This window comes from Cytobacillus sp. MT66 (assembly GCF_058792595.1).
This window is the reverse complement of the sequence record NZ_JBXAFB010000001.1, coordinates 446,494-461,246: the sequence shown is the minus strand read 5'-3', so window position 1 is coordinate 461,246 and position 14,753 is coordinate 446,494. Positions and strand designations below refer to the sequence as shown.

The 14,753-nt window shown below is 41.2% G+C and carries 13 protein-coding genes; 8 read left to right on the top strand and 5 right to left on the bottom strand.

Annotated elements, in window-relative coordinates; genetic code table 11:
• Positions 1–235 precede the first annotated feature (235 nt).
• Positions 236–445, top strand: a complete 210-nt coding sequence (locus AC1Q59_RS02215; protein ID WP_492364136.1) for a hypothetical protein — start codon at positions 236–238, stop codon at positions 443–445.
• 458 nt (positions 446–903) lie between these two features.
• Here the strand turns inward: AC1Q59_RS02215 and AC1Q59_RS02210 are convergent, their stop codons facing one another.
• From AC1Q59_RS02210 to AC1Q59_RS02190, 5 genes are all read right to left on the bottom strand, one after another.
• A complete protein-coding gene (locus tag AC1Q59_RS02210) occupies positions 904–1,398 on the bottom strand; it encodes a L,D-transpeptidase family protein (protein WP_492364135.1) in 495 nt (164 codons plus the stop codon).
• Between the two features lie 131 nt (positions 1,399–1,529).
• Positions 1,530–3,464: a TRAP transporter permease gene (locus AC1Q59_RS02205; RefSeq protein WP_492364134.1), complete on the bottom strand. Its 1,935-nt coding sequence runs from the start codon at positions 3,462–3,464 to the stop codon at positions 1,530–1,532.
• Complete coding sequence (locus tag AC1Q59_RS02200; protein WP_492364133.1) at positions 3,461–4,468, bottom strand: TAXI family TRAP transporter solute-binding subunit; 1,008 nt, start codon at positions 4,466–4,468, stop codon at positions 3,461–3,463. Before AC1Q59_RS02200 ends, AC1Q59_RS02205 begins: the two co-directional genes overlap by 4 nt.
• Before the next feature lie 32 nt (positions 4,469–4,500).
• Positions 4,501–5,352, bottom strand: a complete 852-nt coding sequence (nadC, locus tag AC1Q59_RS02195) for a carboxylating nicotinate-nucleotide diphosphorylase (RefSeq protein ID WP_492364132.1) — start codon at positions 5,350–5,352, stop codon at positions 4,501–4,503.
• Positions 5,353–5,863: 511 nt separating this feature from the next.
• Positions 5,864–7,405, bottom strand: coding sequence for a glycine betaine uptake BCCT transporter (locus tag AC1Q59_RS02190; protein WP_492364131.1), 1,542 nt, complete (start codon positions 7,403–7,405; stop codon positions 5,864–5,866).
• Between the two features lie 265 nt (positions 7,406–7,670).
• On the opposite strand from AC1Q59_RS02190, the gene AC1Q59_RS02185 reads away from it, so the two are divergent.
• The 7 genes from AC1Q59_RS02185 to AC1Q59_RS02155 all read left to right on the top strand — a co-directional run bounded on the left by AC1Q59_RS02185 (position 7,671) and on the right by AC1Q59_RS02155 (position 14,739).
• Positions 7,671–8,924, top strand: coding sequence for an ABC transporter substrate-binding protein (locus tag AC1Q59_RS02185; protein ID WP_492364130.1), 1,254 nt, complete (start codon positions 7,671–7,673; stop codon positions 8,922–8,924).
• A 71-nt stretch (positions 8,925–8,995) separates the two neighbouring features.
• Positions 8,996–9,871 (top strand): branched-chain amino acid ABC transporter permease, encoded by an 876-nt coding sequence (locus tag AC1Q59_RS02180; protein WP_492364129.1) that lies wholly within the window; start codon positions 8,996–8,998, stop codon positions 9,869–9,871.
• On the top strand, positions 9,868–10,839 hold the full coding sequence (locus AC1Q59_RS02175) for a branched-chain amino acid ABC transporter permease (RefSeq protein ID WP_492364128.1): 972 nt from the start codon (positions 9,868–9,870) through the stop codon (positions 10,837–10,839). The genes AC1Q59_RS02180 and AC1Q59_RS02175 overlap by 4 nt, the downstream gene beginning before the upstream one ends.
• Complete coding sequence (locus tag AC1Q59_RS02170) at positions 10,836–11,564, top strand: ABC transporter ATP-binding protein (protein WP_492364127.1); 729 nt, start codon at positions 10,836–10,838, stop codon at positions 11,562–11,564. Before AC1Q59_RS02175 ends, AC1Q59_RS02170 begins: the two co-directional genes overlap by 4 nt.
• Positions 11,548–12,246 (top strand): ABC transporter ATP-binding protein, encoded by a 699-nt coding sequence (locus AC1Q59_RS02165; protein ID WP_492364126.1) that lies wholly within the window; start codon positions 11,548–11,550, stop codon positions 12,244–12,246. Before AC1Q59_RS02170 ends, AC1Q59_RS02165 begins: the two co-directional genes overlap by 17 nt.
• Positions 12,247–12,635: 389 nt before the next feature.
• Positions 12,636–13,874: a serine/threonine transporter SstT gene (sstT, locus tag AC1Q59_RS02160; protein ID WP_492364125.1), complete on the top strand. Its 1,239-nt coding sequence runs from the start codon at positions 12,636–12,638 to the stop codon at positions 13,872–13,874.
• Positions 13,875–14,019: 145 nt separating this feature from the next.
• Positions 14,020–14,739: an EcsC family protein gene (locus AC1Q59_RS02155; RefSeq protein ID WP_492364323.1), complete on the top strand. Its 720-nt coding sequence runs from the start codon at positions 14,020–14,022 to the stop codon at positions 14,737–14,739.
• Positions 14,740–14,753: the final 14 nt, after the last annotated feature.

The window sequence follows — 14,753 nt, the reverse complement described above, 5'->3', positions numbered from 1 at the left end:
GATTTCTACACCAAGCATAAGCCATTTCATAAAAACTTCCAACAAAAGTGATTCAGTTACGAACTTACCTTCCGCAGTTAATTTGCCCAATTGGAAATAATAGGACAAAAAGAAACCGAGAAAAAATGTCAATATTGGGCAAGTTATCTTATAGGGATGTGTAGAAGAACCTAACACTAGGGGGAAATTTATTGCTAATATTACACTGCCCAAACTAATAAAGGAGTGATTAAATTTGGCGGACAACAAACGAAATCGTGATGATGTCAATGCAGGTGAAGCCTTAGGAACAGGTGCCGGTGCTGTTGCAGGTGCTGCAGCGGGTTCTATCTTAGGGCCACTTGGTACAGTTGCTGGAGCCATTGCTGGCGGTGCATTGGGAAACAAAGCAGGCGAAGGTGCAGAAGAATCTATGGATCCTAATGCAAATAATGAGGATATGTAAAAAAAATAAGCATCTAGCTAGCTATAACGTAAATGAGACTCCTGTAGCGGGAGTCTCTTGTTTTTTCCACAAAATTCCTGAATAATACAAGATGTGATTTACATATTGTTTTACAAAAGCCTTAATAAAATGATCCCCATATCCTTTGGCAGCACATTTCCTAATCAAGAATAAGTCAGTTTTAAAAAAGGGGCTGATAGCTTGAGAAGAAATAAATATGCGCCTCTCATTATGTCTTTAGGGATTTTATTATTCATATTTCTTGTCGTAAATGCAATCCGCAGCATAAGGGTTTATGTTGTGTATAGTTCAGGCATTATGCCTTTCATATTTATAGGACTAATTATTATAGTTATAATTTTTCTCTATATTAAAGGTTCATAATGAATGAACTGCACCTCCAAACTTGAGGTGCAGTTTTATATTGAGTACGAAGGGAATTCAATCCTGTTTTATTTTCATGAATGTATATGAACAGGTGTGCCAATAGGAATCGTCCGGGCTAATTCTTCAACATCCCGGTTATGCATCCGTACGCAGCCATGTGACACAAATTTTCCGATCGAACTCGGATTATTGGTTCCATGGATGCCGTAATGCTCTTTTGACAAGCTCATCCACATGGTTCCAAATGGCCCGCCAGGATTTGGCGCCTTATTGATAATAATATAATTTCCTACAGGTGTTTGAGTCAGCATCTTTCCGACTCCTATGGGGTATTGCTTTTGAAGACCTCCATTTCTGAACAGCATAAGTCTGCGATTATTAAGTGAAATATCAATGGAATAAGGGATCGTTTCTGCATTTGGAAACCCAGGAATGGTTATTTTTTGCCCAACATATAGAACATTAGGATTAATCGATGGGTTGGCCCGAATAATCGCAGCTAGAGGAGTCCGGTAATCCTTGGAAATCTGATGTAAAGTTTCCCCCGGCTTAACGGTGTGAATCATGAAAAACGCCCCCAAGTATTAGAAATACTACCTATTGTATGCAGGCATGGGGGCAAAAGAAACTAATCGGCACGGACTAATTTCCTCTAAAATTTTTAAAATTGAAAGCCATAGAGTAAAATCTCCATCGCTTACAGGGCATGCAGGTGCTGATAACTGCGTTTTTTCTGCAGTACAAAAACTAGAATAAATAACCCTGCTCCAATCCCGCTAGCTAAAACATGAGGGTAGATAAGCAGTAAGCCACTGGCAATCATAAGCACGCGATCAATCATGGAGGCTTTTGTTAAGAGCCAGCCAACAACACCAGCCCCCAATGAAATAACACCTAAAGTTGCGGTAGCAAAGGCTATAATGATTTGGCTTGGACTGCCGTCTAATAAAAGGACAGGTTCCAAAACAAACATAAACGGAACAATAAACCCCACTAGCCCTAATCGGACAGCCTCGATTCCGACCCGATTGGGGTTGCAGTCAGCGATGCCTGCCGCTGCATAGGCTGCCACAGCAACGGGAGGAGTAATAGCTGAAAAAATGGAAAAATAGACAATAAACAAGTGGGCTGCCATAAGAGAAACCCCCAGTTCCATTAGGGCCGGTGCCGCGAGCATTGCAGTTAAAATATATGCTGCAGCAACAGGCATGCCCATTCCAAGAATAATGCAAATGAACATGACTAATATTAGGGTTGGAAGCAGCATGCCTTCCGTTAATCCTAGGACAATGCTTGTTAATTTTCCGCCAAGTCCGGTTGACATAATTCCGGAAATGACCAGACCTGCTGCGGCGCAAGCAGTTGTGACTGGGATGGAGGACTTTGCCCCTTCGACCATTGCTTCGAAAATCTTCCTAATGCCCATGCGTGTATCTTTCCGAAGCCAGCTGACAGCAATAATTGCTAAAACACCATAAAATCCAGTAGTTGATGCACTATAGCCTTTAAATAAAAAGCCGATTAGTACAATTAATGGTATAAAGTAGTGCCATCCTTTTTTTAATACATCTGAAACCTTTGGAATATCCTCTTTTTTTGCTTTGGGCAAATCCAATCTTAGTGCCTCGAAATGGACAATAGAAAGCAAAGAAAGATAGTATAGAATCCCAGGAATGATCGCAGCAATGACAATCGACCGATAGGGAAGCTGTGTGATGGCTGCCATTAAAAAAGCAGAGGATCCCATAATTGGCGGTAAAATACTTCCGCCAGTGGAAGCAGCTGCCTCAACTGCTGCAGCAAAAGTTGGGCGATAGCCAGATCTTTTACTCACAGGAATCGTAAAGGATCCCGTTGTCACAACGTTCGCGGTCGGGCTTCCTGATATAGTGCCAAAAAACGCACTGGCAAGCACTGCGACCTTTGCCGCTCCCCCTTGTGACCTTCCGGCAAACGCAGTTGAAAGCTGAAAGAAAAACTCACCCGCTCCAGCCTTTTGCAGAAAGGAGCCAAACAGTAAAAACATATATACGAATGAGGCTGCAACGGCAATAGGCGATCCCCAAAGGCCATTAAAGCTGTAGGATAAATCTTCAACCACTTCTGATAAGGAGAACTCCCTATGCCAAACCAGCCCGTTTAAATGATCACCCCAAAGTGTATAGCTGATTCCAATCAGTACAATTATGACTATCGGGACACCGATCGTTCTGCGGGCAGCCTCAATACTTAAAATGACAAATACTAAACCAAATAGGATATCCCAATTGGTTAATGGGTCGACAACAGGAATTCGTTCTGCGATCCGTTCTGCATGGATGGTGAAATAAATCCCTGCACTCATGACAAGCAAAGCACAAAGATAATCTATTTTCGTTGGACCAGAATGAGTGTGATTTTTCTTAGAAAAACTATACAGCAAAAATGTTAACACTAGAATGAACGTTAAATGTGTTGCTAAAAGCTGAAGGGGATCTAATTTTCCCCAAACAACGGACCAAATTTGAAACAATGATAGAATGAATGCGAAACCGGCAAATAATTTCAAAGGAAGTCCTGATAAGTCTCGCTTGTCACTTTCCGTTAACCATGCTGTTAAATAATAGCTTTTAAGATTGGTTGTTTTTTTCATTCGATCAGTCCTTGCTCACTGAAAAACTTCTTAGCGCCTGGATGAAGGGGAACCTTTCCAACCTTGCTGAAGTTTTCTTTTGATAGATTCTTAAATTCCCTATGAACAGTACCTAGATAGTCAAAGTTTTCATAGATCGATTTTGCTATGCGATACACTTCATCTTCCGGCACGTCCTTATGCACGATTAAAATAGCAGGGGTATACAATGTTTCCAAATCTTGATGCAAGAAGTTATAACTTCCTGCTGGAATCGTGCCTAATTCCATTCCTAATTTTTCTGCCGCCGCTTTGAGCACATCATGATCTAAGGAGAAAAATTTCAATTGATTTGTAACGGAAGCCTCTAAAATATCACTTGATGGAACAGATACGGCGTCACCGGTTGCATCTATGCGATGATCTGCCATTAACTCAATAGTTTTTGATCCGCTTAAGTGGTCAACCGACCCGCCCCAGGAAACAATATCCTTATAGGTGACACCATATTCTTGTAAAATATGTCTGGTGATGATTTCACCTGCTGAACCTTTCTGATCGACCGCCAATCGCAGAGGGGCTTGATGTTCTCTAACTTCTTTTAATGAATCGAATGTCACATCTGCTCTTGCAAAAAGCTGATAGTAATTTGCAGGAATGACTACACTGACAGCCCGAATATCCTTGTAGGCTTTCTTATAGGGTTCATTCCCGCTGTATGCTGCGTATGCAGTCATTGCGTACGACAACCCATAGGGCACAGTGTTTGTCCCTACGCTTGCAGGATTCTCTACAATGCCGCCCGGTTCTACTGTGATAATCGAGTGTTCATTTTCACGGCGGATCGATTCTGCGATGCCTTCCGTAAAAACAGACCAGGAGCCGCCAGTACGTCCGCCAATGATGGTCGTTTTTATGGAGTCTGAAGCACTGTCTGTTACTGCTTCAGCCTGATTCTTACATCCTGTTAAAAGTAAAACGCCTATGGCCAATATCAAATAGACCGTCTTATTCCTCTTTGACATCTGTCCAACCCCCACAGCCTAAAACACTGGATTTAAAATGCTTTTTTGTTTCCTTCTTTGACCTGTAAGCTAATATCGAGTGCCTTGACAGAATGCGTTAAAAATCCCAATGAAATATAATTCACTCCTGTTCCTGAATAGAAGGCTAAGTTATCCAGATTTATTCTGCCAGAAGCCTCCGTTATAATGGTCTTAGGAACTAATTGGGCAAATTCCTTCACTTCCTCCGGGCTGCGGTTATCGAACATAATGACGTCTGCGCCAGCTTCCACCGCTTCCAAAACTTCTTCTTTCGCTTCCGTTTCCACCTCAATTTTAACCATATGGCCAGCCTTTTCCCGCACCGCTTGGACCGCTTTCGTAATCGATCCGCAATAGGCTATATGATTATCTTTAATCATGACTCCATCGTAAAGACCATACCGATGGTTTTTCCCGCCGCCGGATCGAACAGCATATTTATCAAGCATGCGCAGTCCAGGGACAGTTTTTCTTGTATCGCAAATATGTATTCCGGGATCATTTAAAACTTCTACACATCTGTTGGTGATCGTTGCGATTCCGCTCATTCTTTGCATAAGATTTAAGATCACTCGTTCACCTGTGAGCAAATGGGCTACAGGGCCGTTAACTGCTGCAATCACATCACCTGCAGCAACACGGTCTCCGTCGGAAAAATGGAACTCTGCCTGTATCGTGGAATCCAGCAAATGATAAGCTACTTTCATTATTTCTAAGCCGGATATAACTCCGCTTTCTTTTGCGATAAAAACCCCATGGCTTCTTTTATCGAGGGGAAAGATGGACTGGCTTGTCATATCTTGGTCGCCTATATCCTCAAGCAAAAACTCCTGCAGCATTTTCCGCAATTTTAAAGTATTCATAATTTGCCTCCTTGGTAGATTGAGAAATATTTCACAAATGATTTATTGAAAAGAGCTTCAGTAAATTACATGTGTCTTGACACATATATTAACACGCAAGCCTGCTGCTGTCATTACAAAAAATTTATCATAGAGGAACAAATCTGAAGAAAAGCGGCGACATCGGACAGGATTGGGTGAAAAAACTAGTGGGAGTCCAAAGAGCTAGTGACTTCGGACAAAGCTGAGAGAAAAAAACTGGCAGGAGTCCGAAGAGCGGGTGACTTCGGACAAAGCAGAAGAAAAAAGCGAGCGTAGAGTCCAAAGCAATGCCATCTTCGGACAAAGCAGAAGAAAAAAGCGAGCATAGAGTCCAAAGCGATGCCATCTTCGGACAAAGCAGAAGAAAAAAGCCAGCATAGAGTCCAAAGCAATGCCTTCTTCGGACAAAGCAGAAGAAAAAAGCAATCGGGAGTCCGATAAGCGGACTCCCGCAGTCAGCAAATCCTTTGACTGATAACATCATACTGCTTTAGACCAGATTTGGATCCGGCTCATCTCCCGATTTGAGTTTTCTGGCCCGTTTCTTTTCCCCGCTTCTAGCAGGAACCTCTTTTCTAAAATCTTTTAAGATCGAAACAGACATGCCGAATAAGACGAATGTTAATGGGAAGGCGCTAACGATGATTGCCGTCTGCATCGCATTCAGTCCTCCGGATAACATCAGGACAACAGCAGAGGCCGCGAGAAACAGACCCCAAATGATTTTGACCACATTAGGCGGATTTAGATCGCCATGTGCCGTTTGCATGCCTAATACAAATGTGGCCGAATCTGCTGATGTGATAAAAAATGTTGAAATGAGCAATAGTGTAACCACGACTAAAGCACCTGAAAATGGCAGCAGATCATACACATGAAAGATGGCTGTTTCTAAATTTTGGCCCGCTATATTGGCCCCTTGGAAATAATCAAAATAGATAGCTGTGCCGCCAAAGACGCTAAACCAAAAGGCACATACAATGGTGGGGATGACTAGAACGGCAACCATAAATTCCCGTACCGTTCTGCCTTTGGAAACCCGGGCGATGAATGTACCGACAAAAGGTGCCCATGCAATCCACCAGGCCCAGTAAAATATCGTCCAATCTTGAATCCATGCTGCTTGTTCTTTATTAAAAGGAGCTAATCTTAATCCCATGCTCGGCAGGTTTTGTATATAGCTTCCAAATGTTGTTGTAAACAGGTCAAGAACAAATCCAGTCGGACTTAAGATCAAGAAGCCAAAGAGCAGTATTACGGCCAGCACTAAATTCGCATTACTCAAAAACTTAATTCCTTTTTGCAGACCTGTACTAGCTGAAAGGATAAACAGAACTGTGACAATCGCGATAATAATAAGCTGAATGGTGAAGTTATTAGGCACACCTGCAACATAATGCAGGCCGCCATTAATTTGCGCTGCACCTAGACCTAAGGAAGCTGCCACGCCAAAAATGGTAGCAAATACGGCGATGACATCTACAGCCGTTCCAATAGGTCCATTGGCTCTTTCACCCAATATTGGCCGCAGGGTGACACTCATTAAGCCTGGCAGTTTTTTTCTAAATTTATAATAAGCAAGGATTAAGGCGATGACAGAATAAATCGCCCACGCATGAAACCCCCAATGCAAGTACGTATATCTTAAAGCGACAATTGCAGTCTCCGCCGTTCCTCCTTCGCCAATGGGCGGGTTGGCAAAATGGGAGATCGGTTCAGATACACCAAAGAAGAGTAAGCCAATTCCCATACCAGCACTGAATAACATAGCAAACCATGTGGCCCGATTAAAATCTGGCTTGTCTTCGTTAGATCCTAATTTAATTTTTCCATACTTGCTAAAAATCAAAAATAAAGCAAGCAGAAGAAATAGAGTAGCTGATATTTGATAGAACCAGCCGAAAGTATTTAAAAAGAACGCTTTTGTTGCATCCATTATTTTTCCCAATTGAACGGGGGCAACTACACCCCAGACCACAAATATACTTGCAATAACAAGGGAAATCCAAAATACGTTAGAAACCTTTTTCACTGATGCCAACTCCCTGTAAAAATTGATACCGTTATTTTCCCCAAAAGGTGGTGGTTAATTAATTGACTATAATTATGGTTATGTAAACTAGGCTTATTATTGCGAAAATTTCCTCCCAGACGATAATGTTTTTCTGAATGTCATAACTTTCCGAAAAATATATGTAATTTTCTCAAAAATATGAATAGACATAAGTAATAGGAAGCCAGTCCACATTGCTTAACATGACATACATAAGGCTGCAACTTTTATCATAGGGGGGAAGATGATGAGTTTTAAAAGAAAGTTTTTAAAGGTAATCTCAGGTTTAACGATGGCCAGTATGGTCCTGGCTGCATGCAGCGGCGGGAACGAGGAAAATTCCTCAAGTTCTAATTCTGCTTCACCAAATACTCCGGCTGCAGAATCCGATACGATTAAAGTCGGGGCAGTACTGCCGATGACGGGAAGTTCTTCTGTGTTCGGACAAAAGTTCAAGGACGCATATTCTCTTGCGTTGGATGAAATCAATGAAGCCGGTGGTGTTAAGGGCAAAAAGCTTGAAGTGGTAATCGAAGATTCACAGGAAAAGCCTAATATTGGGAAAACAGCAACAGAAAAATTAGTCAGTAATGAAGAAATCCTAATGCTGACTGGCGGCCGTTCCTCTGGGGTGACCTTGGTTGAGGCTCAAGTTGCCGAGGAAAATAAAATGCCATATTTAATTGACCATGGTTCCAGTGATTTAGCGACAATGAGCGGCTATGAGTATGTCTATCGTTTAAATCCGACAGCAGGCATGTATACAAATGCACTTCGGGATTACTGGGAAGAGAATCCGCCAGAATCTGTTGCCCATGTCAATGTTGACAATGCTTATGGTGAAGCGGTTTATGATTATGGATTAAAGAAGTATTTTGAGGCGAACCCAGATATTCAATATGACATGTTTAAGTATAAAGCAGGAGAGCTTGACCTAAAGCCAATTATGGAACAAGTGAAGGCAAAAGATCCGCAAATCGTCATTATGACAGCTGGCGATGATAATGATGCGACCCAATTAATTAAAGCCGCAAAAGAGGCAAATCTCCAGCCTGAACTATTTATCGGTACTGGCGGCGGCCATTCCATTATTGGTTTTGCCAACCAGGCAGGCGAGTTAACGGACACTGTATTAACTGCGGGCCCTTGGCATGGCAACAAAAAGGATCCAAAGTGGAAAGAATTTTTCGATAAGTTTACAGAGAAGTTCGGCCATGAGCCTGGGGAGCATGAAGTTGAAGCATACAGCGCCATCTATGTCATTGCCGATGTTTTGAATCGTGCGGAAAACCTTGACCGCGAAAGTGTCAATAAGGCGCTTGATGAAACAGATATGGATACAATTTTTGGCCATATCAAGTTTGAAGATTTCGATGGCTATAACAATCAAAATCGCGGTATGAGCGATGTGTCACAATGGATGGATGGAAAACTGAAGACCGTATATCCAACAGAATATGCAGAATCAGAAATCATCCCATTTCCTGGCTGGAAATAAAAAATAAAAGATAGAGGGGAACATCCTAAAGGGATATTCCCTCTCTTTCTGTCAAAATAGGGGGGAAACATTTGCTGCAGACATTAATTGACGGCCTATCCATTGGAGGCGTGTACGCCATTATCGCCCTAGGGCTGACACTGATATTCGGAGTTTTGCGTGTGATCAATATGGCACACGGGGATTTCGTCATGATCGGCATGTTTATTACTTACTTTTTGTTTAACAGCCTCGGTTTGGATCCTTTTATAAGCATTTTTATTAGCGCACCGGTATGTTTTATGATTGGATATTGTCTCTATCGCGTCTTTGTGGAAAAAGCAAGAAAAGTCAGCGAAGAGAACACACTTCTTCTCACAGCAGGTGCTAGTGTATTAATTGCTAATATTATGGCACTGCCTTTTTTTCTCGGACCTAATTTCCTCCGTCTGACTGGCGAAAATCTGTACTGGGAAAATAAAATTTGGCATATTGGTTCAATTAGTTTAAATGCCCCATTGGTTATTGGATTCTTTATTACAGCCTTACTCATTTTTCTTCTTCATTTATTTTTGATAAAAACAGACACAGGCCTAGCTATCCGTGCATCCGCTCAAGAACCGGAAGCGGCAAAAATTGTTGGAATTAATGTCGCGGTTATTGCGGGACTCACTTTTGGGCTTGGGGCAGCATTCGCTGGCGTTTCCGGCAATATCTTGGCAACAACTTACCCGATATATGCAAACATCGGAACCATGTTCATTGTCAAAGCCTTCATCATAGTGGTTCTTGGCGGCATGGGTTCTGTTCCGGGTGCGGCAATTGGCGGACTTATATTAGGAATAGCGGAAAGTTTTGGGGCTACCTATATCCCAGGAGGTACGGGTTTTAAGGATATCTTCGGCCTGCTTATTTTCTTATTTGTCCTGCTTGTCAGACCTCAAGGCTTATTTGGGAGGGGTAGATGATGAAACAAACGATCTCGATCCTCGCTGTCACCATCTTGCTTGCCCTATTGGTCCCTCAATTTGCTGATCTGCACATGTATTCGGTTATTACGACCATTTTAATTTGGGTAATCCTTGGCCATGCGTGGAATTTATTAGGCGGTTTTACAGGACAAGTTTCCTTTGGACATGCGATGTATTTAGGGATAGGGGCCTATACATCCATGAATGTGGTTAATGAGCTTCAGCTCGACTTATTCTTATCCCTGCTTTTAGGCGGTTTATTGGCTGGTTTGGTTTCCATTCCAATTGGATTAATGATTTTCCGGTTAAAGGGCGCCTATTTTGGCCTTGGTACACTTGCAATTGCGGAAATTGCCTTGATCGTTGCCCGCAACTGGAAAAGTGTTACAAATGGCGGGGAAGGAATGATGTTAGATCATACGCCAGCATTTTTAGGAATTGAGATATCTTCAAAGCCTGAGTATTTTTTTCTTTCTCTTTTTCTAGCCTGTTTGGTCACGCTATTTTGCTATTATTTTATGAAAACAAAGACCGGCTATGGCTTTATTGCGATTCGTGAAAGCCAGGAAGCGGCAGAAGCCATGGGTTTAAGCTCGGTTAAATATAAAAGTACCGCTCTTTTCTTAAGTGCCTTTTTAGCAGGCTTTGGCGGAGCATTATATGGCATGTACAACAAATTCATTGATCCTGAAATGACAATGGTTGTACATATGTCAGCTGAAATGATTTTTATTACGGTTCTCGGGGGAATCGGCACCATCCTCGGTCCTGTGATTGGCTCGGCCCTTTTAATTTCCTTACAGGAGTTTTTAAAGGGCATCACTTGGCTGCAAACTTTTCCATCCCTATATCTGGTTATTTACGGGTTATTGATCATGCTCGTCATCGTCTATCTCCCAGGAGGCATTTTAGATGGATTCAAGAAATTAAAATCTCTTCTATGGAAAAAGGGGGAATCATCGTGACCATTCTATCTGTAGAACATCTGACAAAAAACTTCGGCGGAGTCACTGCTGTCAGCGATGTTTCCTTTCAAGCGGAAAAAGGAAAAATCCTTGGTCTCATTGGACCGAACGGGGCCGGAAAAACAACTTGCTTTAATATGATTGCAGGGGCTTTTCCTCCGTCAGAAGGAAACATTCACTTTAACGGCAAGGACATTACCGGAAAAAAGCCGCATGAGCTGAATCGAATGGGAATTGCGCGCACCTTTCAGATTGTTAAGCCGTTATCAAAATTAAGTGTATTTGATAATGTCATGGTTGCCTGTCTGTCAAAGAGCAAGAATATAAAGGAAGCCAGACAAAAAGCGGAAAACGTGCTGGAAGAAACGAACTTGATCGATATAAAAAGTATGCTGGCAGGAAATCTTTCGATTGGAAATTTAAAGCGGCTAGAAGTAGCAAGAGCCCTTGCCACCAATCCAGCCTTGCTCTTAATGGATGAGCCAATGGGGGGGCTTACACCGCCAGAAGTCGACGGGGCAATCGAATTAATTAAGCGGATTAATCAAAAAGGCACAAGTATCATTATTATCGAACATATTATGAAAGCGGTTATGGCGGTTTCTGATTATATTATTGTCCTGCAAAATGGGGAACTAATTGCCCAGGGCAAACCGGAAACCGTTGTGAAAAATGAAAATGTTATTAAAGCATATTTGGGGGATGCCTATGCTAGCCGTAAATAACTTACAGAGCTTCTACGGGAACGTTCAGGCGATTTGGGATTTATCTTTTGAAGTAAAAGAAAATGAAGTGGTAGCAATGATAGGCACAAATGGTGCAGGTAAAACAACGACAATGAAATCAATTATCGGGCTTGTTGATAAAAAAGGCAGTATCTCATTTAATAATAAGGATATTTCAAATGTGCCCACACATAAAATGGCTGAGATCGGGATTTCCTATGTGCCTGAAGGACGAAAAGTATTCCCGGATATGACCGTTTCAGATAATCTAAAAGCTGGAAGCTATAACAAACGGGCAAAAAAGCAACGGGAAGAAACATTCACCTATGTATTAGATTTATTCCCGCGTCTGAAAGAAAGAATCTCTAGTCTTGCAGGGAATCTATCAGGTGGGGAACAGCAGATGCTTGCCATTGGGCGAGGTCTTATGTCCAAGCCAAAACTTCTCCTTCTTGACGAACCGTCGCTTGGCATTGCTCCTATTTTAGTAGATGAAATCTTTGAGCGAATCAAAGAAATTAAAAAAGAAATCACCATTGTTTTAGTGGAACAGCACGTCCACCATGCCCTTGCGATTTGCGATCGGGGATATGTACTAGAACATGGGCGAATTGTTATATCTGGAAATGGGGAAGAACTGAGAAATGACGAGCATATAAAGGAAGTGTATCTTGGAATATAAATATTGGATGTGTTTAACTTTATCTTGATTATAATGCATAGTTGATTGGGCGGAAATCAACTCAAATTTAACAAGGCCCAAAAATTAAATAGGATGTACTAAAAATTCCGGCAAAAAGACTGTTGATGTTGAATCAACAGTTTTTTTATTTCGATGAATACTTTTATATTAAAAGTATTTTCCTAGGCTTGTGATGCGGGTTTCTTATTTTCCTTAGAAAAAAATGCTATTGTAATATATCTTAAAATTCTCTATAATACTACTTGTTAGAAAGTAAAATATTGTTTAATCGATGATTGATAAATCCATTAAGAAATTGATAGACCAATTCTATTTTGAACGATGAATGACAAATGAATGTGATCTTTTTAAATGGAGGCGAAACTTTTATGAAAAAACTTTGGAACAAGTGGAATCAAATCAGTCTAGTAAAACAAATATCTATTGGATTGATCATTGGGATTATTCTGGCTGTAACCGTACCTGCAGCTGCAAAGCCTGTCGTCATTTTAGGCTCTTTATTTGTAGGGGCTCTTAAGGCAATTGCCCCTGTTTTGGTTCTCTTCTTGGTCATGTCAGCCATTTCTCAGCACAAGAAGGGGCAGGAAACAAATATGAAATCCATTCTGTCGCTCTACCTCTTAGGAACGTTTTTAGCTGGTCTAACAGCTGTTATTGCTAGCTTTATTTTTCCTGTTAATATCAACCTTACAGAGGGGGCTAAGGATTTAGCAGCTCCTGGGGGTGTCGTAGAAGTACTTAAGACATTATTATTGAACGTCGTTGATAACCCTGTTAATGCTATTGTTAACGCTAACTATATTGGTATTTTAGCTTGGGCAATTATTCTTGGTTTTGCTTTAAGAAATGCCAATGATACGACAAAAACGCTGATTTCAAATTTTTCAGATGCCATAACCAAAATGGTTACATGGGTAATTAAGTTCGCACCATTTGGTATCATGGGGCTAGTTATCGATTCTATTACGACAAATGGAATACAATCATTATTGGGCTATGGAAAAATCCTTGCTGTATTAATTGGATGTATGCTTGTTGTGGCCCTAGTTGTCAATCCAATCCTCGTGTTTGCAGCCATTCGTAAGAATCCTTATCCACTTGTATTCACATGTATAAAGGAAAGTGGAATTACAGCCTTCTTTACACGAAGCTCTGCTGCAAATATACCTGTAAATATGAGATTATGTGAAAAGCTAGGTCTAGATAAAGAAACTTATTCGGTATCGATTCCGTTAGGTGCTACAATTAATATGGCAGGTGCTGCCGTTACAATATCTGTTTTGACACTTGCAGCAGTTCATACATTAAACATTTCGGTCGACATTCCTACAGCGATCATTCTTAGTGTTCTTGCTGCCGTCTGTGCTTGCGGTGCCTCTGGGGTTGCTGGCGGATCATTATTATTAATTCCTTTAGCCTGCAGCTTGTTTGGGATCCCAAATGATATTGCTATGCAGGTAGTAGGGGTAGGCTTTATCATTGGTGTTTTACAAGACTCCTTTGAAACCGGGCTTAATTCATCAACCGATGTGCTTTTCACTGCAGCTGCTGATTACCGCAAACAGTTAAAGGATGGAAAGAAAATAGAGATTAATAAAGTAGCATAAGATTTAATCTGAAAATATAAGCCACTTAATAAAAATATTTAGCCCTTTCCAAGTTGGAAAGGGTTTTTTTTCATGAAACTAAATATTCATTCCAAACGTATAGTAAAGAAATAGATAACAACATAAAAAGGATTGAATGGCGAAAATGAATGACTATGACTTAAAAGCATATGAGGAAGTTCAGGAATGGAGCAGAAAATTTCTTAAGCGTTCTGGGATCTTCAGCCGAATGTCTAAAAAGGCACAAAGTAAAATAAACGGGCTTATCCCTGAAAAAGCCCATGAAATCATGACGTCAGCCATAAGAAATATGGTAAAGGCAACACTAGTTGGCTCGAACATAACAACAAAGCCGGACCGATCACTTGGATCACTAGAAGAACGCGACATTAAGCTGAGAGAGAAAGCAAATGTCTATCAGAAAACCGCAGCCATAGAAGGAGCGGGTACCGGGGCTGGAGGCATTCTATTAGGATTAGCAGATTTTCCTCTTTTGCTCTCAATAAAAATGAAGTTTCTTTTCGAGGCAGCAGCGATCTACGGTTTTGACACAAAAGAATATGATGAGCGTTTGTTTATCCTTCATGTGTTTAAATTAGCTTTTTCCAGTGATGAGAAAAGAAGGGAAACCTTTTACATGATCGAAAACTGGGAGGAAACAAAGCTACAATTGGCTGATATGGACTGGAGGGAGTTCCAGCAAGAATACCGCGACTATATTGATTTTGTGAAAATGCTGCAGCTCGTACCAGGAATAGGTGCGGTGGTTGGCGCCTATGCAAACTACAACCTGCTGGAACATCTAGGTGAAGTGGCGATGAATTGCTATCGGATGCGGATATTGAAGTCTGTGCAAAGATTTTAAAATGATGTCATAAC